At 48.7% G+C, this 24,167-nt stretch carries 28 protein-coding genes, 2 tRNA genes, 1 pseudogene and 1 other annotated feature; of the genes and pseudogenes, 8 read left to right on the top strand and 23 right to left on the bottom strand.

Annotation, left to right across the window (positions count from 1 at the left end; all coding sequences use genetic code 11):
* Positions 1 to 27: 27 nt before the first annotated feature.
* The 7 genes from nusB to IV40_RS00575 form a co-directional block, all read right to left on the bottom strand.
* Positions 28 to 462 carry a transcription antitermination factor NusB gene (gene nusB, locus IV40_RS00605; protein WP_420843252.1) on the bottom strand — a complete coding sequence of 145 codons (435 nt, stop codon included), beginning with the start codon at positions 460 to 462 and terminating at the stop codon, positions 28 to 30.
* Entirely contained in the window at positions 459 to 959 is a 501-nt protein-coding gene (locus IV40_RS00600) for an Asp23/Gls24 family envelope stress response protein (protein WP_057768356.1), read from the bottom strand. Before IV40_RS00600 ends, nusB begins: the two co-directional genes overlap by 4 nt.
* 31 nt (positions 960 to 990) lie before the next feature.
* Positions 991 to 1,551: an elongation factor P gene (gene efp, locus IV40_RS00595; protein ID WP_057768353.1), complete on the bottom strand. Its 561-nt coding sequence runs from the start codon at positions 1,549 to 1,551 to the stop codon at positions 991 to 993.
* Between the two features lie 133 nt (positions 1,552 to 1,684).
* Positions 1,685 to 1,975, bottom strand: a complete 291-nt coding sequence (gene rpmA / locus IV40_RS00590) for a 50S ribosomal protein L27 (RefSeq protein WP_057768350.1) — start codon at positions 1,973 to 1,975, stop codon at positions 1,685 to 1,687.
* A gap of 37 nt (positions 1,976 to 2,012) precedes the next feature.
* On the bottom strand, positions 2,013 to 2,360 hold the full coding sequence (locus tag IV40_RS00585; protein ID WP_057768345.1) for a ribosomal-processing cysteine protease Prp: 348 nt from the start codon (positions 2,358 to 2,360) through the stop codon (positions 2,013 to 2,015).
* 36 nt (positions 2,361 to 2,396) lie between these two features.
* Entirely contained in the window at positions 2,397 to 2,705 is a 309-nt protein-coding gene (rplU, locus tag IV40_RS00580; RefSeq protein WP_057768342.1) for a 50S ribosomal protein L21, read from the bottom strand.
* 21 nt (positions 2,706 to 2,726) lie between these two features.
* Positions 2,727 to 2,800 (bottom strand) — a sequence feature (ribosomal protein L21 leader region).
* Between the two features lie 435 nt (positions 2,801 to 3,235).
* A complete protein-coding gene (locus IV40_RS00575; protein WP_057768339.1) occupies positions 3,236 to 4,024 on the bottom strand; it encodes a DUF1003 domain-containing protein in 789 nt (262 codons plus the stop codon).
* Positions 4,025 to 4,148: 124 nt separating this feature from the next.
* On the opposite strand from IV40_RS00575, the pseudogene IV40_RS00570 reads away from it, so the two are divergent.
* Positions 4,149 to 4,813 (top strand): annotated as a pseudogene (locus IV40_RS00570) (DNA alkylation repair protein).
* An 85-nt stretch (positions 4,814 to 4,898) separates the two neighbouring features.
* Here IV40_RS00570 and apf read toward each other — a convergent pair.
* Complete coding sequence (gene apf, locus IV40_RS00565; protein ID WP_156404195.1) at positions 4,899 to 5,519, bottom strand: aggregation-promoting factor; 621 nt, start codon at positions 5,517 to 5,519, stop codon at positions 4,899 to 4,901.
* A gap of 341 nt (positions 5,520 to 5,860) precedes the next feature.
* Between apf and IV40_RS00560 the strand changes: the two genes are divergently transcribed.
* Positions 5,861 to 6,124 carry a hypothetical protein gene (locus IV40_RS00560; protein WP_057768336.1) on the top strand — a complete coding sequence of 88 codons (264 nt, stop codon included), beginning with the start codon at positions 5,861 to 5,863 and terminating at the stop codon, positions 6,122 to 6,124.
* 115 nt (positions 6,125 to 6,239) lie between these two features.
* Here the strand turns inward: IV40_RS00560 and IV40_RS00555 are convergent, their stop codons facing one another.
* From IV40_RS00555 to IV40_RS00535, 6 genes are all read right to left on the bottom strand, one after another.
* Positions 6,240 to 6,638, bottom strand: a complete 399-nt coding sequence (locus IV40_RS00555; protein ID WP_057768332.1) for a hypothetical protein — start codon at positions 6,636 to 6,638, stop codon at positions 6,240 to 6,242.
* A gap of 109 nt (positions 6,639 to 6,747) precedes the next feature.
* Entirely contained in the window at positions 6,748 to 7,050 is a 303-nt protein-coding gene (locus IV40_RS00550) for a globin family protein (RefSeq protein WP_057768329.1), read from the bottom strand.
* Positions 7,051 to 7,066: 16 nt separating this feature from the next.
* Complete coding sequence (locus IV40_RS00545) at positions 7,067 to 7,309, bottom strand: hypothetical protein (RefSeq protein ID WP_057768327.1); 243 nt, start codon at positions 7,307 to 7,309, stop codon at positions 7,067 to 7,069.
* Between the two features lie 124 nt (positions 7,310 to 7,433).
* Positions 7,434 to 7,586: a hypothetical protein gene (locus IV40_RS10660; RefSeq protein ID WP_156404194.1), complete on the bottom strand. Its 153-nt coding sequence runs from the start codon at positions 7,584 to 7,586 to the stop codon at positions 7,434 to 7,436.
* 181 nt (positions 7,587 to 7,767) lie between these two features.
* Positions 7,768 to 9,198 (bottom strand): C69 family dipeptidase, encoded by a 1,431-nt coding sequence (locus IV40_RS00540; protein WP_057768324.1) that lies wholly within the window; start codon positions 9,196 to 9,198, stop codon positions 7,768 to 7,770.
* 219 nt (positions 9,199 to 9,417) lie between these two features.
* Positions 9,418 to 9,672 (bottom strand): hypothetical protein, encoded by a 255-nt coding sequence (locus tag IV40_RS00535; protein WP_057768321.1) that lies wholly within the window; start codon positions 9,670 to 9,672, stop codon positions 9,418 to 9,420.
* A 123-nt stretch (positions 9,673 to 9,795) separates the two neighbouring features.
* Here IV40_RS00535 and IV40_RS00530 point away from each other — a divergent pair, with 123 nt between their 5' ends.
* Together IV40_RS00530 and IV40_RS00525 are read left to right on the top strand one after the other, a co-directional pair.
* Positions 9,796 to 10,179: a hypothetical protein gene (locus tag IV40_RS00530; RefSeq protein ID WP_057768318.1), complete on the top strand. Its 384-nt coding sequence runs from the start codon at positions 9,796 to 9,798 to the stop codon at positions 10,177 to 10,179.
* A gap of 77 nt (positions 10,180 to 10,256) precedes the next feature.
* Positions 10,257 to 10,328 (top strand) — tRNA-Gln (locus IV40_RS00525).
* Between the two features lie 91 nt (positions 10,329 to 10,419).
* On the opposite strand, the gene IV40_RS00520 is transcribed toward IV40_RS00525, so the two are convergent.
* From IV40_RS00520 to IV40_RS00510, 3 genes are all read right to left on the bottom strand, one after another.
* The gene (locus IV40_RS00520) at positions 10,420 to 11,175 is read right to left on the bottom strand and encodes an N-acetylmuramoyl-L-alanine amidase (RefSeq protein WP_057768314.1); all 756 of its coding nucleotides are present in this window, start codon (positions 11,173 to 11,175) and stop codon (positions 10,420 to 10,422) included.
* Positions 11,169 to 11,723, bottom strand: a complete 555-nt coding sequence (locus tag IV40_RS00515) for a VanZ family protein (protein ID WP_057768310.1) — start codon at positions 11,721 to 11,723, stop codon at positions 11,169 to 11,171. The genes IV40_RS00520 and IV40_RS00515 overlap by 7 nt, the downstream gene beginning before the upstream one ends.
* 126 nt (positions 11,724 to 11,849) lie before the next feature.
* Complete coding sequence (locus IV40_RS00510) at positions 11,850 to 12,326, bottom strand: nucleoside deaminase (RefSeq protein ID WP_057768307.1); 477 nt, start codon at positions 12,324 to 12,326, stop codon at positions 11,850 to 11,852.
* Between the two features lie 125 nt (positions 12,327 to 12,451).
* Between IV40_RS00510 and IV40_RS00505 the strand changes: the two genes are divergently transcribed.
* A complete protein-coding gene (locus tag IV40_RS00505) occupies positions 12,452 to 13,039 on the top strand; it encodes a zinc-ribbon domain-containing protein (RefSeq protein WP_057768304.1) in 588 nt (195 codons plus the stop codon).
* A 46-nt stretch (positions 13,040 to 13,085) separates the two neighbouring features.
* On the opposite strand, the gene IV40_RS00500 is transcribed toward IV40_RS00505, so the two are convergent.
* The 6 genes from IV40_RS00500 to IV40_RS00475 all read right to left on the bottom strand — a co-directional run bounded on the left by IV40_RS00500 (position 13,086) and on the right by IV40_RS00475 (position 16,908).
* A complete protein-coding gene (locus IV40_RS00500; RefSeq protein ID WP_057768301.1) occupies positions 13,086 to 13,511 on the bottom strand; it encodes a hypothetical protein in 426 nt (141 codons plus the stop codon).
* On the bottom strand, positions 13,508 to 14,782 hold the full coding sequence (locus IV40_RS00495) for a DnaB-like helicase C-terminal domain-containing protein (RefSeq protein ID WP_057768298.1): 1,275 nt from the start codon (positions 14,780 to 14,782) through the stop codon (positions 13,508 to 13,510). The genes IV40_RS00500 and IV40_RS00495 overlap by 4 nt, the downstream gene beginning before the upstream one ends.
* A complete protein-coding gene (locus IV40_RS00490) occupies positions 14,775 to 15,533 on the bottom strand; it encodes a conserved phage C-terminal domain-containing protein (protein WP_162258834.1) in 759 nt (252 codons plus the stop codon). Before IV40_RS00490 ends, IV40_RS00495 begins: the two co-directional genes overlap by 8 nt.
* 294 nt (positions 15,534 to 15,827) lie before the next feature.
* Positions 15,828 to 15,901 (bottom strand) — tRNA-Arg (locus IV40_RS00485).
* Between the two features lie 274 nt (positions 15,902 to 16,175).
* Positions 16,176 to 16,619 carry a hypothetical protein gene (locus IV40_RS00480; RefSeq protein WP_057768292.1) on the bottom strand — a complete coding sequence of 148 codons (444 nt, stop codon included), beginning with the start codon at positions 16,617 to 16,619 and terminating at the stop codon, positions 16,176 to 16,178.
* Positions 16,620 to 16,653: 34 nt separating this feature from the next.
* Positions 16,654 to 16,908 carry a hypothetical protein gene (locus IV40_RS00475; protein ID WP_057768289.1) on the bottom strand — a complete coding sequence of 85 codons (255 nt, stop codon included), beginning with the start codon at positions 16,906 to 16,908 and terminating at the stop codon, positions 16,654 to 16,656.
* Positions 16,909 to 17,058: 150 nt separating this feature from the next.
* Between IV40_RS00475 and IV40_RS00470 the strand changes: the two genes are divergently transcribed.
* From IV40_RS00470 to IV40_RS00460, 3 genes are all read left to right on the top strand, one after another.
* Positions 17,059 to 19,482: a Xaa-Pro dipeptidyl-peptidase gene (locus IV40_RS00470; protein WP_057768286.1), complete on the top strand. Its 2,424-nt coding sequence runs from the start codon at positions 17,059 to 17,061 to the stop codon at positions 19,480 to 19,482.
* Between the two features lie 236 nt (positions 19,483 to 19,718).
* The gene (locus tag IV40_RS00465) at positions 19,719 to 20,318 is read left to right on the top strand and encodes a TetR/AcrR family transcriptional regulator (protein WP_057768285.1); all 600 of its coding nucleotides are present in this window, start codon (positions 19,719 to 19,721) and stop codon (positions 20,316 to 20,318) included.
* 2 nt (positions 20,319 to 20,320) lie between these two features.
* Positions 20,321 to 24,076 carry an MMPL family transporter gene (locus tag IV40_RS00460; protein WP_057768282.1) on the top strand — a complete coding sequence of 1,252 codons (3,756 nt, stop codon included), beginning with the start codon at positions 20,321 to 20,323 and terminating at the stop codon, positions 24,074 to 24,076.
* Positions 24,077 to 24,167: the final 91 nt, after the last annotated feature.

The following is a 24,167-nucleotide window of genomic DNA, read 5'->3' as shown; positions in this document are numbered from 1 at the left end:
ATCTGCCGTGACTTTTTCAAGCTTGAATTACTGTTCTGAAGCCGCTTGTTCTTCCGTTAAAACTTGTGACAACAAGCCGTTGATAAAGCGCCGTGATTTGTCATCGCTGAACTGTTTGGCCAGTTCGATGGCTTCGTTGACGCTCGCCTTTTGAGGCACATCTGCGACATTCTTCATTTCATAGAGTGCAATCCGCAAGATAATCAAGTCGGTCTGCGACAAACGCTGCAGCGACCAGCCCTTCTTCAAGTGCGCTGTGATGATTTCATCCAGCTGCGCCTGCTGAGCTTGGACACCGGTAACCAGCTGTTCAAGGTAGGCTGGGACCGGCTGTTCATCATCCGATTGCGCCATCAATTGCAGCACCTGCTGGTAGGCCAGCGGTAATTCCGCATCGGAATTGGCGTTCAGCATAAATAACGTTTGAAAAGCCGCCGCACGGATCTGGTGTCGATTCATCATGACTGCGCCTCACCATCTTCACTGGCTGCGCCGGCGTCTAAGGAACGCGTCCGATCAATTTCGGGCTCTTCGTCGTCTTCATCGTCATCCTTGAACAGATCTTCGGGATTGACTGGGACAGTCTTTTCAGGCACGACCCCAACCACATGGACATTAACGTTTTTGAGCTTGAGGTCCGTCATGTACAATAGCTGCTGCTGCAGGGATTGCTGCATATCTAACGCCACCTTGGGAACGGCCACACCGTAGTTCAGGTAGACATAAACGTCGGCACTCAGTTCGCCGTTGTCATCGGTCGTCAAAGTAACGCCCTTGCCACGGTTTGTCCGGCCTAACCATGCGTTGATGTTGTTGGCTAATGAACCACGCATCTGATAAACACCGTCGACTTGTTCAGCGGCGATGCCTAAGATGATCTCCAACACTTCGGGCGCAATCTCGATCTTGCCCATTTTGTCGGCCCGATCTTCTAAAACAATATTTGTATCTTCAGCCATGTTCAACCCTCCCAGCGTACTGTGCTGTGACTTACTTGGCACGTGAAATGTAAGTGCCGTCTGTTGTGTTGATTGTCAGGACATCCCCCTGATTGATAAAGAATGGGACCTGAACAATCAAACCGGTTTCCATCGTCGCTGGTTTCGAACCGCCAGAAGCCGTGTTGCCGCTGATGTTTGGTTCTGTTTCAGCAACAGTCAAATCAACCGTGTTTGGCAGATCGATTCCAAGGGTTTCATCCCCATGCATGTTGACATTGACAATCATGTTTTCCTTCAAATAAGGAATTTCGTCCTTTAATTCTTCTTTAGGGAGTGCCAATTGTTCATAAGTATTGGTATCCATGAAGTTGTAATTGTCGCCATCTGCGTATAAGTACTGCATCGACTTTTGATCGATTTGTGCTTGTTCCACTTTAGCGGTGGCACGGAAGGTCTTATCCTGAACGGCACCTGTCCGTAAGTTCTTTAATTTAGAGCGGACAAAAGCGCCGCCCTTGCCTGGCTTAACATGCTGGAATTCAACAATACGCCATAAGTCGCCATCAACTTCGATGGTCAAGCCGTTTTTAAAATCGTTGACAGAAATCATGTTTGTTCCTCCAATTCATTGCTTTCGTGAATACTATATCAGGAAACGCCTGCATTGGGCAAGCGTCCCGGAAAAGATTCAAAAAAAGCCGGCTCAAAGCAATGCTTTCGAGTCGGCCATTTATTTGTCCTTTTTACTTAGCAGCTTCTGCTGGGTAAACAGAGACCATTGTCTTCTTCTTACCTAAGCGTTCAAAACGGACAACACCATCTGCTAAAGCAAACAAAGTATCATCACCGCCACGGCCAACATTTTGACCTGGGTGAATTTTTGTACCGCGTTGGCGATAAATGATGTTTCCTGCCTTAGCAGTCTGACCATCAGCTACTTTAGCGCCTAAACGACGACCAGCTGAGTTACGGCCGTTGGCAGTCGAACCGCCCCCCTTATGATGGGAGAAGAATTGTAAGTTCATTTCTAACATGGGATACACCTCCGAATGTAAATTTTTACGATAAAATTTAAGCCGTTTGTTGCGTTTTAACACTCAGATACTGCCCGTACTGCTCTTGAATGCTCTGTAATTCCAGCAGCAGATTCTCCAGCAGAATGCCGGCAATATTGGCCTGTTCGCCTGACAATGCATCTTCTGTAATTTTCAGGGTCAAATGCCCGCCGTTGACGGTATCGGACTGGACTTCCGGCTCGAAACCGGCTAACGACTCAATGCCGTTGACCGTCCCGATTGAAACCGCCGACACGGCTGCACAGACAATGTCGCTTCCGTAAGGACCGGCATCGGCATGCCCCGTCAATTCAAATGCATCAATATTGCCATCTGTATCCCGTTTAAAGTTCGCTCGAATCATGTTAAATTCCTCGTGGATAAATCTTTTTTTATCTAATTAAGCGTTGATCTTGTTGATTGTTACCTTTGTATAAGGCTGACGATGGCCCTTCTTCTGATGCTGATGCTTCTTAGGCTTGTATTTGTAAGTAACGACTTTCTTTTCGCGTCCTTGCTTATCAACAGTTCCTTCGACTGAAGCGCCATCAACGAGTGGTGTGCCGACTTGTGTCTTGTCGCCACCGACTAAGATGACTTGATCAAAAGTAACCTTGTCGCCTGCGTTGACATCAAGCTTTTCAACATAGACCGGCTGGCCTTCTTCAACTTTGTATTGTTTGCCACCTGTTTTGATAATTGCGTACATGTGTGCACCTCCTATGAATTTTTTACCTCTTATACTCGCCAAGGACGGCCAGGCAGAACCTGTTTGAAACCGGCGTTGAGCGGTTGCAGCTGTGAGGTCCACAATTACAACGGTCTTATTATACTAAAATCCCGCCGTGCCGTCAATAAGCATTTGCAGCAGGCCGGTTAAAATTGGCGGCAGTCTGATGAATTGCCGCCGACTGAAAGACACAGACTTTGGGAACGTGTTCGCACAGACTGGTGTGCTTGTTTAGTGAATGCTTTGAAACGTGTTCCGTAGAGCTATCTGCTGCGGCTAAGTTGTTTCAGGTTCAATCCTGAAGCCCAGAGTGGTTCCTATTAAACGTGTTCGCACAGACTGGTGTGTTTGTTTAGTGAACTTTTCCGTGAATGCTCAAAAACGTTCTTCCGAAACGTGTTCCATAGAGCTATCTGCTGCGGCTAAGTTGTTTCAGGTTCAATCCTAAAGCCCAGAGTAGTTCCTATTAAACGTGTTCGCATGGGCAGCTAGCTGCCCATGCTCACACTCTAATCAATTGGGTGTTCTTTGGCGTGTCTGGAGGGGTGGCGGGTGGTGCGGCTGCCAGGACGGGGTGCTTTCTGATCGGCTTTGAGCGACTGAATTTCGTTTTCGATTTCGCTGAGGACTTCGATCTGCATCTTCTGGACATCGAGAATATGCGGCCACTGAACCTCATTCATCTGGTCGACTTTCTGGTGCAGAATATGAATTTCCATTTCAGACTTGGTATTGGTATGATAATCGTTTTCGGCATCGACACGGTCCCGTTCGGCCTGCCGGTTCTGGCTCATCATGATAATCGGCGCTTGAATGGCGGCGACACAGCTCAAAAACAGATTCAGCAAAATGAATGGGTACGGGTCGAATTTAATGCCAAACAGATGGGTCACATTCAGTGCCATCCAGACGATTAAAACGATTACGAACGTCACGATAAAAGCCCAACTGCCCCCAAACTTGGCCACGGCATCAGCGAGTTTTTGGCCGCTAGTCAATTGCTGGTCGACGGTATCGTTGATGTTGCGTACCTGATAGGTCTGTTCGCTTAATTTTTTCTCCAGCTTAGAATTGATTTCTTTATCGACTTGCAAGTCTTGGTCAATCATGGATTGCATCTCCGACAGACGCACTTGCTGGAGGTCTTTCAGGCAGATGAAGGAACTATTTTTAGCGTATTTATAACGATGCCGGATTTCGGCTTGAAGCCGATTGTTCAGATCACGCAGAAATAACCCCTCCGTCGTTGTGAAATGATTTCCGCAGACAATGCACACTTGATTCTTAACAACCGCCATGATTTCAGCCTCCACTTTTTCTTTTCCAATTCAGTATACGGCGCATCGGCGGCCGATTGCAATCGAAAAGGGCCAAAAATGCCTATTTATCGGTTTTCTTGCGCCAAACGCGTCTAAAAATGGTATGCTAAAGAAAAAACGAGGTGGTCCTACGTCAACTTTTCAATTCACACCAAATCCCGTCAATCAGGTGCCAATGGCGAAATATATGCACAATAAGTTTCCGTTTGCTGGGCTCAAAGCACCCGACCGCAAAGCACAGGAAAAACCGTTAGGCTGGCCAGCAAAACCTGGCCCATGGACCAGCTGTTTGCCACGCTCAGCGACTTTTATCAGCGGCCCGAACGTGAATACCAGTATGCGGCAATCGATTTGGCAGTGCGCAACGTCCGCCGCTTTGAATTCACGGACCTGCAGCGCACACGCCCCTACCTAGGCGTCAAACAATGGTGGGATTCAATCGATGCCTGGGCCAAACTGTATCGTGAATATTTGAAACGGCATCCTGACGACTTCGACCGTGTCGCCGCCCTTTTCGCTGGCAACGACGATTTCTGGCTGCGGCGCATCAGCCTGACCTTGCAGCTTGGTTTTAAGGAGCGCACCAAGACAGATTTTCTCACCCACGTCATTGAGACCGACCTTCAAACAGATGAATTCTTCATTCAAAAGGCGATCGGCTGGGCCCTCCGTGACTACAGCAAAACCAATCCCCAGTGGGTGGCGGCTTTTATCGCCACGCATTCTTTAAGCAAACTGGCCGTCCGTGAAGGCAGCAAATACCTCTAAATGAGGCCCGTTATAATACATTACGCAAAAAAAGAGCCTGACGTTTTTTCGTCAGACTCTTTTTTGAAATTTAATTTAATTCGGCTTAGTACCAGCCGTTTGCTTGCCAGAATGCTTCGGCAGCTGTCCATGAACCGTAACGTGATGTCACATAGTTGTTGGCAACACGTTCTTGGTTGGCAGCGGAGTAGTCACCGTTTAAGTAAGATGCACTTAATTGGTACTTCCCAACGTATTGGCCGTTTGTGGCTGTGTATGAACCGCCTGATTCTTTGTTAGCAATCCATGCTTTAGCAGCTTCTTCAGAGCTTGATGCTGAAGTAGTTGCTGTGTAGCTGGTTGTGCTGCTTGCGTTTGAAGTTGTTGTGTAGTTGCTGCTTGTGTTTGTGGTTGTAGCAGCGGCAACTTGTGTATTGTTATTTGAAGTTGTGTTTGATGTTGTTTGTGTACCATTGACTTTAATGGTTTCACCAGGGAAGATCAAATCGTAACCACCGACTGTGCGGCCGTTCAATGTTTCAAGGTTTGCAACGGTCATGTTGAATTGCTTAGCAATTGACATGTAGCTATCGCCGGATTGAACAGTTACGGTACCGTCATTGTTGTTAACAGCAGCATGTGCGTTTTGGTTGGCACCTTGTAAAGCAAGGACACCTGTTAATGCTGTTGTTGCGACCAATAATGTTGTCTTCAAAGATTTTTTCAAATTCGTACACTCCTATTTCTTTAGTTGATTAAATGCGTTTCACTTGTCTCGTGCTTAACTACAAGACGTAGTATACTGGCCCAGTGTTACAGTCGTGTTACAAAAGAATTATCGAATGAATACAAATCACAATTTTTACTGTAATATTTACCTCTTTTTTGACACAAATAAGTCGTTTTGCTTGATTTAATGGCGTTTTCGTGTCACAATTTTGAAGAATTTGTGACTTCAAAAAAGTGACTTTTTAAGTTGTGAGGCACGCAAAAAGGCTTGTTTTCCCGAAAATCGCCCTCAAAAAACGACAATCTGTAGTAAAATAAGGGCATGAAAGGAATGTTGTTATGCTATTCGTCAACATCATGATTCTCTTTTTGACGCTCGCCCTGCTGATTGTGCTCGCTCAAAATCTGAATCTCTACCTGGCATTGGTGATTGATGCCGTGCTCGTAATCGGGCTCTATGTACTTTCTGGAAAAATGACCGGCTGGTTTGCGCCGTTTAATCTTGTCTTTCTCTTTTTAATGGTCGTCACTTACGGATTAGCGTTTCTCGGACGCCCCAAAGGCAAAGTCAAAGGCACGCCGATGAAGAAAAACGGGCGCTGAATGCCATTGCTGCTCATGAAAATAAAAAAAGGATCACGCCATTTACGGCGTGATCCTTTTTACGTAGTGCCCCTGCCAAGGAACTTCATTATACATCTAATCGGAAGAAAAGAATTCAGCCCTGTAAAATTTGCGCAATATCGGCCTGTGTCAACTTCATTCCGTAGTCAATGTCGCCGTCTGCATCAAAGAACTGCTCCTGATGAGCGTCGACATAAGCCACAATCTGGTGCCACAATAGCTGCTCCGAATCATCTGCCAGACCCAAGTACGTGAGATAGGCAAATTTGACCGGATTATTGGTGCACGACATCCGTTCTTCCACCGTGTCGACCGTTCCGGTTTCGGTGAAGGCCACAAATGGCTGTTCCTCATCGCTGCGGTCGTAGACACGATACAGAATTTCCTGATCCTTATTCGAATACTGAACAATGACACGCTGGCTGTAATCGACAATACGTGGTTCGCCGGTCACTTCAGTCACCACACGAATATCAACTGGTTGTTTCGTCAAACGATCACTCCTTTTTCTGAGCAGCAGGGGATTGCGTTCCTTCTATTATATACGCTTTTTTTAGCGTCGGCGTTCCCGAAAGCAAAAAACGACTGCTGTTGTCTTGGCCTTATTGGGCATCCCAATCGGTGTGCGCTGCTTCAAAGTCCATGAGGGCATCCAAAATCTTGGCGCTGGTTTCATGCGATGGCTTGTCAATCCAATGCTCGCCAAGTGCGAGAATCGTCTTCAGCCCCTGCTGGTCGATTTTCAGATGCTGCTGTTGCGCTTGGGCCAGCATCGCTAGTGTTTCCGCATTCAGCGACTGAATAATTTCACGGGTGATTTTATCCGGCTGCAGCACAATATTGGCGCCATAACGGGTAACGATGTCTTGGACGGCCTCATTCAACGTTGTTTGCGTGTACTTCATTCACAAGTCCTCCCTCTTATTGGTGTGGTTCAAACTTTTTAATGACTAAGCCGTCCGCCGTCTTGCCAACGACGTGTACTAATTGGCCCAGCGCCAAATCGGCTTTCTGCAGCGACATGACTTGGTCGTTTTCGTCCGCATAAACGAGTGCGAAACGAGTCGTCTGAAAAGTATGGCGGCCTGTTTTCAAATCCGTCCGTGAAATCATGAAGGGTTTTGCAACCGCACGTGCCTCAATTCCAGTCAAATGTGTTTCCATGTGCGTTCGTCCTTTCCAATTCAATCTAATTTGATTATAGCCGCTCCGCATTTGAAAAAACGCTTTTTCTGCAAAAAAGGACCGTTCGTTAGTTTGCGAACGGTCCTTTCGGCTGAGGTCAATCCTAGCAGCCAGCTGCTCCTAGTGATTGTTTCCACCTAGGCAGCGGTACGTCATCACGGTCATTTCCGCCTTGTTCGAGCCGGTTCTCCTCGACGGTTTCGCCGAACATTACGCCGACAACAGCAACGGTTGCAACTGCAAATACAAAATTCATCGTACCACCTCCTCACATGTACAAAAAATAAGTAATATAACTATATTACGCTTTTCCCAGCAAAAAGCAACTTATTTAGGTACCAAGCTACATGGCAATTATGGCACACAAAAAGGACTCAAGCTAATAATCGTGCTTGGGTCCTTTTGAAACGTGTTCCAAGAAACTGGTCATACGCTGTTTACAGATTGCGGTCCATGTTGAAGGTGAACTTGGATAAGTCGATGCCTTCTTCGACCAGATGGGCCATGAGCTTTTCAGAACGGCCTCGCATTTCTTTAACGATGGCATGGTTCTGGTCGGTCAAATAGGCCGTTACTTCTTCGGGAGCGAGTTCCTGGGCATGGGCATCTGTATCCAGGATGTGTTTGCGCATAATACGCTTGCTTTCGGTCAAGAAATCCGTATCTTCTTGGACAAACTTGCTGTAATGGGATTCAACCAGCATGGAGAGTGTCTTGTACATCCAGTAAGCACTGTCGCCGCCCCATTCAAGGTTGAGCGGTGTTTCGGAGTATGTCGGGTCCGTGTCGGTGGCATTCGTGTAGAATGGCAGATACGGGGCAAATTCGGGATAGCCGAAGCAGAGCCACATCACAGCGGAATTTGCTTCTGGGGTATCATTCCGTAATTGGAGCACATGCGAATTCTGAGTCCGGTTCAAACCAATCGGACGGTAACGGTATTTGTCGGCATCATCGGCATGGCCCATTGGATCGTACTTGGTTTCGTTATAATGAGAACCTAATACATATTCAATGTCTTCCACACTGATTTTGTGCGATGTATGGCAGATGAATGGCAATTCGCTGGATTCTGGGTCTTGTTCAATTTCCGGGTTGAAGTAATGCTGGCCGTACCAAACACGCGGTGTGTTGTAATGACGGTCTTTTTCATTGCTGGTCCCAAAAATGTGCCGGAAGTTCCAGCCTTCTTGATCAGTATTCAAATGATATTTTTCAACAAATTCTTGGATGCCGTCTGCATACATGAAGTTGTCAGGGTCATTGAAATCGACTTGCTGAATCGAAACCTGGTTGGCTGCGATGGCATATGCATCGTCCGGAATCCGCTGTGCGACCCATTGATGGCCGGAAACGATTTCCATGTACCACACTTCATCCTTATCGGAGAACAGAACGGAGTTGCCAGCCGGCGAACCATACTTTTTAATCAGCTTGCCTAAACGAGTGACCCCGTCACGAGCTGAATCGATATAAGGGAGAACCATCGTCGGCATGCAGTCTTCATCCAGACCATCCTTAACGAGCGGGTCGACGGACAACGCACGTTCGTTGCCATAAGTACTTTCAGTCGCACTCATTGCAACGTTCTTTTCGTTGATTCCGCTTTCGTCATAGTAGCCGTACTTCTTGTAGTCGACATTCGGAACGGCATTGTAACGGTAACCGTCTTCAGGAAGCGGTGCTTCAAAACCATTCAAATAAGACTTCAATGTCGCACCCTTGCGGCCGTGAACGGCAGGATGCATATAGAAACGGTGTGGACTTAAGGCAGCGAAGGTATCATCGTTGCGGGCAATCATCGTTGAACCATCTAATGAAGCCTTTTTCCCAACTAAGATACTTGTGCAGGCACTTTCAATTTTCATAACTGTGTGCTCCTTTACTTTGTTGTTGTCATCATTGTAGCGTATTTTTATGAGAAAAGCTATTCGAATATTAGAAAATACTCATGTGCAATCCCCAGCCGGAAACACTGGCCGAACCGTGTGTCCATCGTTAGACTGAAGTCCTTGCAGACGACCGCCCATCAAAAAAAGCCTTAGACGGGTCTAAGGTCGGCGTGCAGTGCAAATTTCTGTTTTTGATTAGAGGAAAATGCGGTAATTGCGTTTATTGATATTGAGAGTTTCTTTCGTGATTTTCTTGGAATTGCGTGAAACCAAATTCTTAACCATCCGTTGCAGCACTGAATCATCCTGACTTAATTTATCCAAAACATCTTTGCCGATCACCACGGTCAGATCTTCCTTCCGATTCGGCACTTTGACGGTGATTTTATCGTCGCTCTCGTCCAAAACGGTTGCATGAGCAAGTCCCAAAAAATCCTGCTTTGTTTTCATTGCAATTCCTTCTTTCTAATGGTATTATATACTATTTTACGCAAAATTTAAACAAGAGAGCTGTTGACTTTTCCGAACAATGCTCGTAAAATCCCGTTTAAATAGGAAAGAAGGCCGAACAAAATGTTATTGAATCGTCGTGATTTAGAAGCATATGCGGTGCAGCGGCACCTCAAGCTCGCCGCTCCGCAGCCGCACGCTGATTACTCCGATCTCGATGCCCCCAGTCGGCACGCCAGCGCTGCCCTTGCCAAAGCGGATGTACCAATGCCGGCGCCCCTGCCGACGGTGCCCAAACGGCCGTTCACACTGCCCCTCTCAGCCGGCACACCATTAGAGGAACCTGACGACACGTTTGATGCAGCACCAGCAGTTCCAAGCGAGCCGGAAGAATTGACTGCCGAAGTGCCTGATTGGACCGTCATCAACGGCGACGATGAACAGCTGACCGATGGCACATTCGGTAGTCCGGATGCTGCCTTTTGGAACTGGTTCAATCACGCTTGAAAATTTTTAAGAAAAAGTGTTGACACATTTTCAAATCCAGGCTATACTATAATAGTTGTTTCGATGAGAGACATTATTGGGTAATAGCGAAATGGTAACGCATCGGACTCTGAATCCGTAATTTCCTGGTTCGACCCCAGGTTACCCAATCAGAACAAATCGGTAGACGACCAGAAATGGTCGTCTTTTTTTTGTACATTAAAGGCGGCCGTGACATTTGTCAGGGCCGCCTTTTTAGCTTTATCCAATTTCTAAATAACGTGGCTGACCTAATAACGTGGCATAACCGAGCCATTGATGATTTTCCAATTGCAGCTGGAACGTGTACGGGATTTCCTGACCGCCGACGTACTCAGCAATCACCGGCGCAAAGCGGTCCGGGATTGCTCTGACAGCGAGCACCTGTCCATCCGGCACCCGATAATATTCCTTCACGCGTGAAAAATCACGTGGTGCAACTGGCATCCGGCGATGAATATGGCCGCTTAACAGGTCTTGGGCGAATAATTGCTGATTCACACCGAAACGATCGAAATAAGCCCATGGGTCCTGATGACGGCCTTGATAATGCGCTGATACCCACGCATGTGATTTAATGCCGTTTTCCGAATCATCATCCAGCGTCAGCGGAATCTCAGCCGCAAACGCCAGCCGCCGGATTAAATGAATATAAGCCTCATAATCATGCATAAATAATAAGGGATTGTTGGTATTGGTCAGTTCCACCTGTGCATATGCCGCCTGATCGGCTTCCGGACCGGCACTCCAGGCAATGCGGCCGACTGGTGCCAATTGCGTCACATGCCCGCCGCCGATGAGATAATGCACAAAACGCTCGGTCGGTGTCTGCCGCATCCGTTCGACCGCTTTCTTGAGCGACTGGCGGCTATCATGCCGATAATCGCCGGCCTCATGCAGGACGATAATGCGATTTTCTGTGGGCCCCGTTTCAGGTAAATTGGGGATAAACCGTTGTTTCACAAAACGTGTTAACATTTCTCTCGCCTCGTTAATGAATGGACTGCCAGCCACTGATGAATCCCATGAAACTGCAGCAGTCCTTTTAAAACTGCATAGCCCAATAAAACCCCCAGCGTGTTGGTCACAATATCATTCACATCAAACGTCCGATTCATTGCAAAATAATGATTCAGGACCAGCTGCCCGCATTCATTGAAGAGGCCGACCAGCGGCGCAATCGCCCAATAAACCCAATGATGCAGACGCGGCATTAAGAGCGGCATCAGCAGCCCCGCCGGCACCGTCAGCAGAATATTCTGCCACAAATCTTTGAACGACGTATCGTTGAACAGCATCAAGTTAATCCGGCCTGGTCCCGGCGCAATGTGATAAATATGGATGCCAGTGAAGGCAATCGGTGTAAACACACAAGCGCTCATACATAAAAAGTATCCGGCACTGAGAATCAATGTCCGCCGCTGCTGGTGCGTATAAGGGGTCAATGGCACCAATAAGCAAAATAGCCCCACACCAACACCAATCACAAACAAAGGCACCCAGCGTTCTCTGCCGATTGCAGTCATTTTCATCCCCTCCTCGATTCTTTATTCTACCAGCCTTTTTCTGAAAAAAAGGCTTCTTAAATAAATCTTTACTAAAAATTTGCCGGCACCGAAAAAGGCCCGAACAGCAGGGCTTGTTCCGGTCTTTCAATAAAGGGTTTTGTTCTGATCAGCCGCAAAATCATTGAACGAACGAATCGTCAGGTCATGGTCTTTCTGCGTCAGTGCGAGCACGTCTTTATTTTGCATGCCGCCCTGAATGAAATCGTAGATAAATTGGTCCCGAAAACCAATTTTAGCGGCATCCTGCGGCGTATTGCCGTAATAAACCGTCTTGATATTCGCCCAGATGATTGCCCCAAGGCACATCGCACACGGATAGCCCGTTGTATACAGCTCGCAGCCGCTGAGGTCATGCGTCTTCAGTTCGGCACAGGCGACGCGAATCGTGGTTATTTCCCCATGCGCCGTCGGGTCGTTGGTGATTAGCACCCGATTATGTCCTTCAGCGACTAATTGACCGTTTTTAGTGATGACACAGCCGAATGGGCTGCCCTGGTGGGTCAGAATATTACTTTCGGCTTCGCTTTCAGCTAACTGCATGAATTTTGGTTCGTAACTCATTAAAAATCATTCCTCCTTTGAATCGGTTTTCTTCTTCATTGTAGCGTATCCGCCGAAATAAAGTGTGCGGGACGCGCAAACTTTGTTAAACTGAGCCTAGTAACTTTTTAATGGGAGGCAATCACGTGTCAAAATATCAACAGGTCTGTCCCAATTGCGGCGCGAAAATTCCGAAAAAAACCACCGTTTGTCCTTACTGCGGGGCGATTTTAACCGGCGCTGCCGCTGCACAGCCGAATGCCAAGCCTAAAATTGCGGCCAGCTGGACGAAGGTCAAACCAAAAGCCCGGCCGCACGGCGAAAAATGGTATCGCAACCCCTGGATTCTGGTCACGATTGCTATTTTTGCGCTCTTCGGGATGTGGGTCCTCCAGAAAATAAGTATCAATCATGATTCAGCGGCCCATATGGTGCAAACGGCCGTTTTGGACGGTCACGATGATTACAAGGGGGCCACGGCCAAATGGAACCAGAAGGCCAATTCCGTCATCGTCACCATTCCAGCTTCTGCCCCTGTCCTGCAGAATTTTCAGCACGGCAAGCTCAAAAAATGGAATACCCTCGTTCAGGCGCTCCAAAAAGAATCCAGCCAGATTGCAGGGCTCAACAACGGCGTTTCCAATATTCAGGTCCTGAATCCCCAATCGCACCGGCACGTCATCCTGCAGATTAAGAGCGGCAAGGTTGCGTATAACGTCAGCGACGATTTGTAAGCTGATCAAAAATTTGAAAAAGCCTGATTGCAATTGCTGATTGGAATCAGGCTTTTTTTGCACCCTGGTCAGCTACTGGTGGCAATTCGTCTAAAACCGGAATGCCGAATTCAGCAAACAGCGGCCGCCACTTAGCGGTCAGCTGCTGCAGATAATCAACGTCCGCCAGATTGTATTTTTCACCACGCAGCGTGATGGAACGTTTTACAGCCGGCGACCCGAACTTCTCCAGGTTGCCTTGCCTGAGCACATCCAGCTCATCGACATATAAACTGTCCATCCACTTGGCCAGTTCAGCCTGAAGGGATTCCAGCGCCATTTCAGACGCATGCGGCTGATAATTTTGAATCCGTGTTTCCCAGTCGTTAATTTTTTGCTTGTCGATCACAATCGCTTCGAGCGACATCATAATCAGCAGCGAACCTGAATATCCATGCGCTTTAAAGAGTGTCATCAGCTGCTTGAAATTCATAGAAAGACCTCCTTGAACTTCAGCTGGTTGGCCGCAAAGCTGAAGCTTACTCGTCCTAATGCACCGGCACGGTTTTTCTGAATATCCAAAATCACTTTGCGGGGCTCATTTGGTTTGGGCCGATAACTTTTGGGCTGTCCGCACTCCAGATAACCGTTATACAGAAACGCAACAATATTTGAATCCTGCTCAATCGAACCGCTATCGCGCAAATCGGCTGAATTCGGCACTTTGTTCGGACGCATTTCCACCTGCCGATTGAGCTGGCTCAGTAAAATAATCGGAATATCCAGCTCATTTGTCAGCAGCTTTAATTCGCGTGTGATACTGCTGATTTCCAGGGTCCGGTTTTCGTTCGGCTGTTTCGTTTTAATCAGCTGCAGATAATCGATCACGGCCAGATATTTGCCCTTTGCGGCAGCCTGCGCATGGGCACTGATTTTGGCGATGATTTCATCCAGAAAGAAGATGTTGTCGTGCAGATACAGCTGCTGTGCTTTCAGCCGTTCCATCGCCGACTTCACCGTCAGCTTTTCATTCGGCGCGAGCTGCACGCTGGGATTATTAAATTTGCTGTTATCCAGCGTCGTTTCCATTGCAAGCAGGCGCTGATAATTTTCGTTATTGGTCATTTCCAGGCTGAAGAGGTCGACAAGCACCGCCTTGTTCTTGCTTTCAAGCTGATGAATCAGATTCAGCGCAAAAGCCGATTTTCCCACCGCCGGACGGGCCCCAATCGTAAACAGGATGCCGCCGCGCAGGCCGCCGCCCATTAAATCGTTCAAACCTGTGTAAGTTTGAAGGCCGTCATCAACCTTGTGGTCAAGTTTGTAATCCATCACATCGGCCAAATCACTTAGGCTCACATCACTGCGAATACCGTCATCCTGTTTGGTGTTATCCAAAGCAGATTCAAGCGCCGCACGATTCTGACGTGTCGGTGTCTGCTGATAATGAAAAGCAGCTTGGCGCAGCTGCTGATTCATGTAATCATCCCGGACCATTTTCAGCCAGCCGGAATAATCGGCGGTTGTAACGGCGCTATTGTCGATTTCAAGCCAGTCCTGCCGAGTCATCTCGTTTGGATAAGCACCGTTAAACTGGCTGATTAAATCCAATTCGCCTGCAAACGCACCGTCCAGGCGGTGTAATAATTCAATTAGATGCTGCAACCCGGCGCCGGCAAACCATTTTGAATCAACATTCGCGATGCGCATCAGTTTGGGCTTCCGAATCAAACAATAAAGCACATGCAATTCAGCTTCACGCAAGTTCAACACCTCCCTGTTTCAGCACCTCAAGCACAATCGCCGGCGTGATTTCATTGGCAGACGAACCGTCTGATAATTCAGCTGCCGTTGCTACGACATCCTTGTCCCTATTTAAATACAGATTTTTGACAATCCGCACAAACTGCGCTGAATACCCAGACTCCTGGTGCGGCGGTTCAGAAAATTCCTGCGGTGACGGCATTTGGTTTAAATATTCATCGAATTTATTGCCAAACAACGTCGCTGGCCGCAGGTAGACACTCATTTTGTCATCATTGCACCATTGCGCCGCTTTGAAGCTGATTACTTGTTTGAAATCATCCAGCGAGTGCGCTTCATGCCAACGGGCGCGAATCAGCCTTTGATTGGCAGCGGCCTTGCTCGAATACTGCTTGCCAGTTTTTTCATTGAGATAACCGATAATTTCTTGATAGGGAATGCGTTCCTTGGGGGCAGCTGCGATGGTTTCTGGATTACTTTCTTGGATTACTCTGTTCGGAATATTCTCAATACCCGCTTTAGGATGCTCAATCCCCCTATTTAATTTATGCACCACCCTAATTTGCCGTTCGACCGTTTGCTTAGGATTTCCTTTGGCCTTTATCTCAGTCACCTTAATCAATCCTTTTTTGTTCAAACCTGAAATAATTTGTGACGCTCTTGAACGGTCGATTCCAAAAAAATGGGCAAAATGTTTATTACTGGCATAACAGCCGCGCGGGGAATTATCCAAGCTATCGATTTCAGTCATGAATAAGATTTCCATGATACTGAGCTGATTATTCAGCCAATATTCGGCTGGAATCCATACCCCCTGAAAGGCGCGATTTTCATTTGTAATGACGCGATTTGTCATCGTGCGAACCTCCAATGTTCAATTTGCTTGACTTGCGGCGGGCTGTTCAACTCCCTCCCTCTATACAAGGCATTCTGCGGACCAGAAACGCAGCCTAAAAGACAATTAATTATTTTACCAAGCAAATAAAAAAGCCCCTAAGCACCGTCATATCAGTGCTCAAAGGCCATTTAGAGAAGTTTATCAATATGTCACAAGTGGGGTTCGAACCCACGACCTACGGTTTAGAAGACCGTTGCTCTATCCAGCTGGGCTATTGTGACAAAAAATGTTCCTTAGTTATTATAAACGGGGCGTTTGGGGGCTGTCAATCTTTCTTGGAAAAATTGACAGCCGCTGCGGCCGGCAATTTCTGGTACACTGAACGTAAAGTGGTTTTACCAGCAAAGGAAGTCTGACGATGAAAAAAGCGCTGCAAATCGGTTTCGTGGTGTTAGTGGGGGCGATTGTGCCGTTCCTGCTGAGTACGCAGAAGGTCGAAGCACCGGCCCGGCATCAATAATATCGTAGCTGCAAAAAGTCTGAAGCATCGCTGCCTCAGGCTTTTTCTTTGCCGGTATCATCGGCCAGCACAACTTGACTGACCAATGTTTCGGCGTGTTCCCAATCTGAAATCACAATACTATTGCGATATTTGATTCGGTCATGCCGGTTTTCCTGCACAAAATAGTTAAACCGCACGGCCGGTGCATCTTCTTTCAAAATGACACGCACTTTTTCGACCGGCTTATCTTCAAGGACAGCAATATGTGTCTGCAGCACTCGCAGACTGTCGGTCAGATAAAAATCGAGCCCATGCTGCATGCAATAAAACAAATAGGCAATGCTGATATTACGCGTCCGCTGCCGTCCGAGCTGATTTTCAGAACGATAACGGCTGCAATAATCTTCAGCACTGATTTCATCATTCAAAAAGCGGAGCAAATGTTCGATCACGTTCAATTTCTGTGTATAGGAATCGTCGCTATCCAGCACCAGCACCCCTGTCACTTCCTATCAGATTCAGATAATCTCTCTAATGAAGCCGGTCGTTGCGAACAGGCGTTAGTTTGGCAATCAGATAGTCGTTCAGGTCGCCGACGAGAATATTGGCATTGTCCGTCTCGAAAACGGATTCGCCCTTCTCGTTTAAGACCTGGATCTTTCCGACATTGTCGCCCGAATCGTCCTGTTCTTCCAGCTTGCCATGACGCTGCTGAAAACTGTGCGTGATTTGAACGTAAACGGTCCAATCGCCCACAACAGATTCTAGTTTTTTTCGTTCTGCCATACGGATCCCTCCTTATCCTATAATTCTCTTTAGCATATCATGAAATGGCCGCGCCTTCATGATTTTTAGCCCGTTTTTCGACTTGTTTTTCGCCGGCAAAGTTCTTACACTGAAAGCAAGATTAAATCTAACTCGAAATGGGGCTTTTTTATGCATCTGAACCAATTTGCACGGTTACAACCTGATTTTCAGGAACAATTAACAGAATTACAAGCCATCCACCTGCTCGACCAGGACGAAGTGAACGCCCCGCTGCCAGAACTGGCCCGGACTGTCTTCAGCCGCCTGTTCCCGGCCGCCCATTCTGCCAGTGCCCGGCGTGAGGCTGAAATGAAGCTGTCTGTGAGCGATGGGCGGAGCTTGGCCGCTTATCTCGACCAGCTCGTTGCATCGTTTGACGCCGTTGCCTTCGAAAACAGTGCCCTCCAGATGCTCGGTTTCGAAGCCCAAACTGAATTTTCACTGCGGGAACCTCGTGTCTTCATGGACAAAATCGGGCTGCCCCATTTAAACGAAACGACCTTCGACCACGACACTTTTCTGAAAGCTGTTTACTTCCTATTAAATACCCGGGCCAAAAACGGCCAGGTCTTTCTCGATTTATTGACGGCCCAAGGCTTCTTCAATGGGTTCTGGCAGCCGGCGAACCAGCAGCCGCATTTTGTTATCTTCAACGGCAAGAGCCAGCCGGTTTTCGACCCCCATCAATTCATCCGGGAAGTCGTCTACGTCGAAGCGCCGCTTGATACCGATGAAGACGGTCAGCGTGATTTGCTGGAAACAACGATTTTCCGGCCGGTTGAAACGAACCATGGCTTGAAGGTGCCGGCGCTCTACACCGCCAATCCGTATTTCAAGGGCACCAACGATATGACCGAACAGCTCCATGACGTCAACCGTGACTTGAATCGCAAGGAACCGAACGACACAACTTACCACGACATCGAATTTAATGGACAACGGCCCGATTTACCGGCGGCCCGTACTCCTGAGGGCGAATCCGACCAGAGCGACGTGTATGGCGGCACCAACGGCATTTATAGCCTGAATGATTATTTTCTGGCCCGTGGTTTCGCCAATGTTTATGCCGGCGGAATCGGGACACGGGGTTCGGACGGCATCCGCACTTGCGGCGGTCCTGAAGAAACAACTTCGACGATTGCCATCATCGAATGGCTGGCCGGCAATCGGGTTGCTTATACCAACCGCACCGACCACATTGCCATCAAAGCATGGTGGTGCACTGGTCTGGTTGCCATGACCGGCAAATCCTACTTAGGCACTTTGGCGATTGCAGCTGCGACGACGGGCGTTGAAGGGCTCAAGACCGTCATTTCCGAAGCAGCCATTTCAAGCTGGTACGATTATTATCGGGACAATGGGCTGGTGGTCGCCCCCGTTGACTGCCAAGGCGAAGACTGCGACGTTTTAGCTGAAGACTGCTTCTCCCGCCAGAAAGACGCTGCCGATTGGAAACAAGTGCAGCCCGTTTTCGATGCCGAAATGCAGAAACTCCGCACCGGCCAGGACCGCACCACCGGCAATTACAACACCTTCTGGGACGCCCGCAACTATCGCAAGCACGTCGCCGGTATCAAGTGCGATATCATCAGCGTCCATGGACTCAACGACTGGAACGTCAAGCCCCGCAACGTCGGCAAATTCTGGAATGCCTTGCGGACAACGAAGGTGCCCCATAAGATTTTCCTTCATCAGGGCAAACATATTTATATGAATAATTTCCAGTCAATCGATTTCACCGACATGATGAATTTGTGGCTCGCCAACGAATTGCTGGGGGTCGAAAACGGCGCCATGGACCGGATTCCGACGGCCACCATCGAAGACAACGTCGACCCGACCGAATGGCATCACTATCGGGACTGGAACGACCCCAAGGCTCCGAAGACGTTGTTCTACGTCACCAAAGACCATGGCCTGACTCGTGACGAACCCGACGATGAAAAAATGCTGACTTTCACAGACGACGGGACGGAACGCTTCTTAGCCGGCGATCACGATGAACACAAGTGGCAGCACCAGCTGATTCAGGCGGAAAGTCCGTATTCGGACAACCGGCTGCTGTTCCAGACCAAACCCTATGACCACGACGTCTATATTGATGGTGAAATTGCCGTGACCCTCCAAGCTGCCGTCAACCAGGACAAAGGTTTATTGTCCGTCATGGTGCTCGATTACGGCACCGCCAACCGGCCGCTCGCCGACCCGACTGTCCTTGCAGCCAAGGGCCAATACCTTGGTTACGATTGGAAGACCGACGACGTCAAGGATTTTCGGCTCGAGACACAGCCCAGTGATGCGCATGTCATCACTCGGGGACACATCAACCTCCAGAACCGCCGCCATCCTTGGGAAAACGAAGAATTGAAGCCGAATGAATTTGTGACCGTCCACTTCGACCTGCAGCCGACGCATTATCATCTGCCAGCTGGCCGCCGTCTCGGCCTCTGTGTCTATGCCACCGATATGGGCATGACTGTCCGTTCGAAACAAAAGGCGGTTTATTCGCTCGATTTGAATGCCTGCCAGTTAGAAGTTCCTTTCGAACGTTAATTTGCTCTCAAAACACGCCACCGCAATGTGGGGTGTTTTTTTATGTGCAAAAATCGTTAAAAATGCGCCTCACAGCCCTTTTTGGACCTCCGCAATTATTTTTTTGCCATGAAAGCCTTTTAATGTCCATTATGGATATTAAAAGTCCTTGACAGGATAATTTGATGCGGTAAAATGGGCACTGTTGAAAAAACGGAATGAACATTCATTCCGGATTTAAAGAGGTGAATCAATGAGTGACCGCAAACAATGATAAGGCTAAAAAAATCACGGATGCTGCGTTGGCGCTCTTTGCAGATCGTGGTTATGAAATGACAAAGATGCCGATGATTGCCGAAAAGGCCGGCGTCGGGACGGGGACCATCTACCGGTACTTTACCAATAAGCGGGAACTGCTGAATGCGTTGTATCAAAGCTGTATGCAGGACCTCCTGGCTGCCCTGCAGGACGGCTACCCGTACCACACGTCGATTCATGAGCAGTTCAACCATATGTATCAGAACGGGGTTGCCTTTTTAAAGCAGGACACCCGCATCAGTTATTTCATCAGCAAACACAATTTCAACCCTGACCTGGACGATAAAAGTGTCGCCGCACAGCAGCAAGTGCTCGATTTCATTCGGGCGTTTGTCGAAAAGGGGCAAAAAGAGGGGAGCCTGAAGCAAATCAATCCGGACGTTTTTATCGCCCTCTTGTATGGTTCGCTCACCTTCATCATGGATTTCATCTTGCACACAGACGCGAAAAAGGACCAGTTCGAACGGTCCTTTAATGAATTACGCGAGGCAAGTTGGGATGCGTTTCAAAATAATTCATTTGGGAAAGAGAGGAACTAGGTGTGCGTAATTTTCGTAAAAATCACATCGGAAGTGCGGTCATTTGGCTTGTGGTCGTATTAATCGCCATCTTCAGCCTGCCGAACCTGACACAGCTTGTCAGCGAAAAAGGGCAGACGAAGATTCCGTCTTCTTCACAAAGCCAAGTGGCCAACATGATTCAAAAGAATTGGGGACATGGCCAAAAGAACACGACGCAGGTCGTCGCCGTCTTTAATAACGGCGACCACAAGCTGACTGATTCGCAAAAGGACCAGATTGATGATGCCGTCCAGACCTTGGAAGATAACAAGGCCCATTTCGGCATCAAAGATGTGTTGGACCCTTCCAGCAACAAGGAGGCCAAGAAACAGTTAGTTTCCAAAGACGGCACGACTGAAATCGTTCAGTTGATGGTGGCAAAGAGCCATGGGAGCTACACTAAGATTGATTCGCAATTAACGAAGGCAATCAAGACCCCAGGACTCAAGACCTATGTGACCGGTGCCGATATCCTGAACGACGACTTCAGCAAAGCGACCGAAGCTGGGATTCAGAAGACCGAAGTCATTGCGGCCGTCTTCATCTTCATCGTCTTAATCATCGTCTTCAGGTCGCCGGTCGTCCCGCTGATTTCGTTATTGACCGTCGGGGTGACCTACATCACTTCACTGTCGATCGTGGCGAACTTAGTCAAATATGCCAACTTCCCGTTTTCGAACTTCACCCAGGTCTTCATGGTCGTGGTCCTGTTCGGGATTGGGACGGATTACAACATCCTCCTGTACGATCAGTTCAAGGAGGAGCTGAGCCACGGCAAGGATAACTGGGAAGCAACCCGTTCGGCGGTTAAAATCGCTGGCCGGAAAATTCTGTATTCCGGTTTATCGCTGTTAATCGGATTTTCCGCCCTCTTCTTGGCGCAATTTTCGATTTACCGTTCGGCTTCAGGCGTTGCCGTCGGGGTGGCTGTCTTACTGATTGTCCTCCTGACGCTGAACCCGTTCTTCATGGCGACACTCGGCCCGACGATGTTCTGGCCGACCAAGAACTTCAACGGCGGCAGCCGCAGCAAGATGTGGCAGTGGTTATCGGCCCATTCGGTTCTGCATCCGATTATTTCGTTAGCAATCGTGCTGATTGCGACCTTGCCGTTTATCCTGACCTATCATAATAATTTAAACTATGATAATCTGGCCGAATTGAGCGATTCACTGCCGGCCAAACAAGGGGTCCAGGTCGTTCAGAAGCATTTCTCCAAAGGGACAGCCGAACCGTCGACCTTGTACATTCAGGCCGACCACAAGCTCAACAATGAAGAAGCGCTGAAATTGATTGATATGGTGACGAAGACGGCCCAAGCCGAACCAGGCGTTAAGACTGTCGCTTCAGCCACCCAGCCTGGCGGTTCCAAAGTTTCCGCCCTTTATGCCAACAATCAGCTGAGCACCGTTACTAGCGGCATGAACACCGCCAACAAAGGGCTCAACAAAATCGGCAAAGGGCTGAATTCCGCCGACAAGAAATTGTCCGGCACCGATATGCAGAGCGGCTTAAGCCAAGTCAAACAACTGTCTGACGGTGCTTCAACCCTTGCCAATGGTGCGGTTGCCCTCAATTCCGGGATTACCGAATTGGACAACGGCTCCGAACAAATCAGTTCCAACCTATCCGTCTTAAATGACGGTGTCCAGCAGTATACCGCCGGCGTCGGCCGTTTGAACAGCGGTGCTAGTGCCCTCAACAACGGTATCCAGTCCTACACAGCCGGTGCCAGCCAGCTCGGTTCGGGTGCTTCGCAGTTGTCCAGCGGCGTCCAGACGTATACTAGCGGCGTTTCTAGCTTGAATAACGGCTTGCAGACCTTGGCCAACAAGAACAGCGAGCTCGAAAGCGGCGCCAGTCAATTGGCTAGTGGTGTCACCAGCCTGCAGTCCGGCAGCCAGCAATTGTCAAACGGCTTGAGTCAGATGCAGAGCCAGCTGAACGGCAGCACCTCAGCCGCCCAGCTTGAACAATTGAACACTGGTTTAGGCCAAATCAACAGTGCCATCAGTACGCTGGCCAATACACAGAGCACCTTATCGACAAGTTTGACTAGCGTTGGTGATAACATCACTTCTGCTGGTGCTTCGACTCAGAAGACAGCGGATGATTTGAAACAGATTCAAGCTGCCTTAGCTGCCAACCCGCAGTTAGCACAATCGAATCCAGCCTTAGCCGCCGCCGTTTCTGATATTGCAACAAATACAAAGAATACCGGCGACCAGCTCAACACAGCTGGTACTACCTTGAAAGGCATCTCCGGCTCTTCCAGCTCCTTGACGAGCGACCAAATCAGCCAGATGCAGACAGCCTTAACGGGTGCGCAATCCGCTGTGACGGCACTTGAGAGCGTTCAGAACGCTTTGAATAATCAAGGCCTCGTCAGCGGTTCACAACAGCTGACTGCCGGCTTGAATCAGCTGACCGCCGGAACCAATCAAGTTACCAGCGGTCTCCAAGCTTACACCAGCGGCGTCGCATCAGCGGCCAGTGGTGCCAGCCAATTATCCGCCAACAGTTCGACGCTGAACTCCGGTGCTGCCCAATTAGCCAGCGGGACGAGCGAATTAAACGCCAACAGTTCGGCTTTGAATTCTGGTGCTTCGCAATTAGCCAGCGGCACCAGCGAATTGAGTGCCAATAGCGCCACCTTGAACTCAGGTTCCGCCCAGTTAGCCGCTGCTTCCCAGCAGATGACCACTGGTTTAGGCACCTTGAGCTCGCAGGCGCCGACCTTCGTCAGCGGCCTGATGCAAGTTTCGAACGGGACACAAACGATGTACACCACCCTCTCCGGTTTGACCGGCGAAATGGGTCAGCTGCAGACCGGTTTGAATTCCGCCGCAACTGGTGTCACTAAGGTTGCTAAAGGAACTAAATCCGCCAACAGCTACCTCAAAGGGTTGCAGAACTCGTCCGCTGCGGATGAATTCTACATTCCGAAGAGTGTCCTTAAGGGCGATACCTTCAAACAATCGCTGAACACGTACATGTCCTCCGATATGAAAGCCACTAAGATGACCATCGTGCTTGATTCCGACCCGGCCAGCGAAACAGCAATGAACCGTGTCACGAACATGCAGAAAGTCATCAAGAACAATCTCAAAGGCACTTCGCTTGAGAATGCGACCGTTGCAATCGGCGGCCAGACCTCGACCTTGGCTGATACCAAGAGCATTGCCAGTCAGGACTTTATCCGGACCGCTGCCATCATGCTGGTCGGCATCGCCTTAGCCTTGATGGTCGTGACTCGTTCGCTGCTCCAGCCGTTCTACATTCTCGGCACCCTGCTGCTCGCTTACATGACCTCCCTCGGTCTGACTAAGCTCTTCAGCACCGCCTTCTTAGGTCAGTCGATGCTGACTTGGAACACCCCGTTCTTCGGCTTCATTATGCTGATTGCGCTCGGTGTCGATTACAGCATCTTCCTGATGATGAAGTACCGTGAATTGGCCGGAACCGGCACACCAGGCCAGCGCATCGTCCAAGCTTCAGGCATCATCGGCGCCGTTGTCCTATCGGCTGCCTTGATCTTAAGCGGGACATTTGCCGCTCTGATGCCATCCGGCGTCTTGACCTTAATCCAGGTCGCCTTAGTCGTGATCATCGGTCTGATTATCCTCGTGATTATTTTGCCGATCGTTCTGCCCGCCTTGATCAAATTAACTTACCCAGCCAAGCCGGATAAGAATGATGATACCAAGACCACCCGCCAAGAACGGAACCAGGATTAAAGTACGAATTGGACTAACGTTGATTTGAAATGATTTAAAAAAAGAGCCGCAACTGAAAAAGTTGCGGCTCTTTTTGCGTAATGATAAGTAT

Origin of the sequence: Lactobacillus selangorensis (assembly GCF_001437205.1) — a bacterium.
GTDB classification, from domain to species: domain Bacteria; phylum Bacillota; class Bacilli; order Lactobacillales; family Lactobacillaceae; genus Paralactobacillus; species Paralactobacillus selangorensis.
This window is presented reverse-complemented; position numbering and strand designations above follow the sequence as displayed.

Coding starts and splice junctions, on each gene's coding strand:
- nusB (WP_420843252.1), bottom strand. CDS start 462: ATGATGAATCGACACCAGATCCGTGCGGCGGCTTTTCAAACGTTATTT.
- IV40_RS00600 (WP_057768356.1), bottom strand. CDS start 959: ATGGCTGAAGATACAAATATTGTTTTAGAAGATCGGGCCGACAAAATG.
- efp (WP_057768353.1), bottom strand. CDS start 1,551: ATGATTTCTGTCAACGATTTTAAAAACGGCTTGACCATCGAAGTTGAT.
- rpmA (WP_057768350.1), bottom strand. CDS start 1,975: ATGTTAGAAATGAACTTACAATTCTTCTCCCATCATAAGGGGGGCGGT.
- IV40_RS00585 (WP_057768345.1), bottom strand. CDS start 2,360: ATGATTCGAGCGAACTTTAAACGGGATACAGATGGCAATATTGATGCA.
- rplU (WP_057768342.1), bottom strand. CDS start 2,705: ATGTACGCAATTATCAAAACAGGTGGCAAACAATACAAAGTTGAAGAA.
- IV40_RS00575 (WP_057768339.1), bottom strand. CDS start 4,024: ATGGCGGTTGTTAAGAATCAAGTGTGCATTGTCTGCGGAAATCATTTC.
- IV40_RS00560 (WP_057768336.1), top strand. CDS start 5,861: ATGCTATTCGTCAACATCATGATTCTCTTTTTGACGCTCGCCCTGCTG.
- IV40_RS00550 (WP_057768329.1), bottom strand. CDS start 7,050: ATGAAGTACACGCAAACAACGTTGAATGAGGCCGTCCAAGACATCGTT.
- IV40_RS00545 (WP_057768327.1), bottom strand. CDS start 7,309: ATGGAAACACATTTGACTGGAATTGAGGCACGTGCGGTTGCAAAACCC.
- IV40_RS10660 (WP_156404194.1), bottom strand. CDS start 7,586: ATGAATTTTGTATTTGCAGTTGCAACCGTTGCTGTTGTCGGCGTAATG.
- IV40_RS00540 (WP_057768324.1), bottom strand. CDS start 9,198: ATGAAAATTGAAAGTGCCTGCACAAGTATCTTAGTTGGGAAAAAGGCT.
- IV40_RS00535 (WP_057768321.1), bottom strand. CDS start 9,672: ATGAAAACAAAGCAGGATTTTTTGGGACTTGCTCATGCAACCGTTTTG.
- IV40_RS00530 (WP_057768318.1), top strand. CDS start 9,796: ATGTTATTGAATCGTCGTGATTTAGAAGCATATGCGGTGCAGCGGCAC.
- IV40_RS00520 (WP_057768314.1), bottom strand. CDS start 11,175: ATGTTAACACGTTTTGTGAAACAACGGTTTATCCCCAATTTACCTGAA.
- IV40_RS00515 (WP_057768310.1), bottom strand. CDS start 11,723: ATGACTGCAATCGGCAGAGAACGCTGGGTGCCTTTGTTTGTGATTGGT.
- IV40_RS00510 (WP_057768307.1), bottom strand. CDS start 12,326: ATGAGTTACGAACCAAAATTCATGCAGTTAGCTGAAAGCGAAGCCGAA.
- IV40_RS00500 (WP_057768301.1), bottom strand. CDS start 13,511: ATGAATTTCAAGCAGCTGATGACACTCTTTAAAGCGCATGGATATTCA.
- IV40_RS00490 (WP_162258834.1), bottom strand. CDS start 15,533: ATGACTGAAATCGATAGCTTGGATAATTCCCCGCGCGGCTGTTATGCC.
- IV40_RS00475 (WP_057768289.1), bottom strand. CDS start 16,908: ATGGCAGAACGAAAAAAACTAGAATCTGTTGTGGGCGATTGGACCGTT.
- IV40_RS00470 (WP_057768286.1), top strand. CDS start 17,059: ATGCATCTGAACCAATTTGCACGGTTACAACCTGATTTTCAGGAACAA.